The sequence below is a fragment of the Acidovorax sp. FJL06 genome (assembly GCF_003852545.1).
Lineage (GTDB): Bacteria > Pseudomonadota > Gammaproteobacteria > Burkholderiales > Burkholderiaceae_C > Acidovorax.
This window is the reverse complement of the sequence record NZ_QAJR01000017.1, coordinates 12,191-13,001: the sequence shown is the minus strand read 5'-3', so window position 1 is coordinate 13,001 and position 811 is coordinate 12,191. Positions and strand designations below refer to the sequence as shown.

Here is an 811-nt window from a genome sequence, read left to right as displayed (position 1 = left end):
GGCTGAAATCGCCCGCCCACGACCGTTGCCATGAAGGTGCTGGACCTCCAATGTCGGCAAGGCCATGTCTTTGAAGGCTGGTTTGGCTCTGAGGACGACTTTCAGGGCCAGAAGCAGCGTGGCCTGGTGCAGTGCCCCCTGTGCGGCGACGACCACATTGAAAAGCGGCTCAGTGCCCCACGCCTGAACCTGGGTGCCCGGGCCCCGGCTGCCACCGAGGCCCCCGCGCCTGCGCAGGCCGCCGCCACCGCTGGCGGCGCCCAGGGCGCAACTCCGTCTGAGGCAGCCCTGCTGCCCCCGGCCTTGCAAGCTGCCTGGCTGGCGCTGGCCCGCAAAGTGGTGGCCAACACCGAGGACGTGGGCGCGCGTTTTGCCCAGGAGGCCCGGCGCATGCACCATGGCGAGGTGCAGGAGCGCGCAATTCGGGGCCAGGCCACCGCCGACGAAGCCGTGCAACTGCTGGAAGAGGGCATTGCTGTGGTGCCTTTGCCCCTGCCCGTGGCGGCCAAGGAAACCCTGCAATAGGCGGCGCACCCCAGGGGCCGGTGGAGGGGGTCAAACATTGCCCTCTTGCCCTTTTGCCCTCTTGGGCACGTCCCATCAGCCTTATTAGCTATTGTTTTGGTAGTTCTGTGCTGCCAAAACCTTGGTGCATCCGCTTGGTTTATGCCGTGAACTGCAGCGCTGCCAGCCGGGCATAGACACCGCCCTGTGCCAGCAGGCTGGCGTGGGTGCCCTGTTCCACGATGCGTCCATGGTCCATCACCACGATGCGGTCCGCGTTCTGCACGGTGGCAAGCCGGTGTGCAAT

General features: G+C 66.2%; 1 protein-coding gene. It reads left to right on the top strand.

Annotation, left to right across the window (positions count from 1 at the left end):
• Positions 1-30 precede the first annotated feature (30 nt).
• On the top strand, positions 31-525 hold the full coding sequence (locus DBV10_RS10185) for a DUF1178 family protein (protein WP_124513207.1): 495 nt from the start codon (positions 31-33) through the stop codon (positions 523-525).
• Positions 526-811: the final 286 nt, after the last annotated feature.

Excerpts from the sequence above, each read along its gene's own strand:
- DBV10_RS10185 (WP_124513207.1), top strand. The coding sequence starts at position 31 with ATGAAGGTGCTGGACCTCCAATGTCGGCAAGGCCATGTCTTTGAAGGC.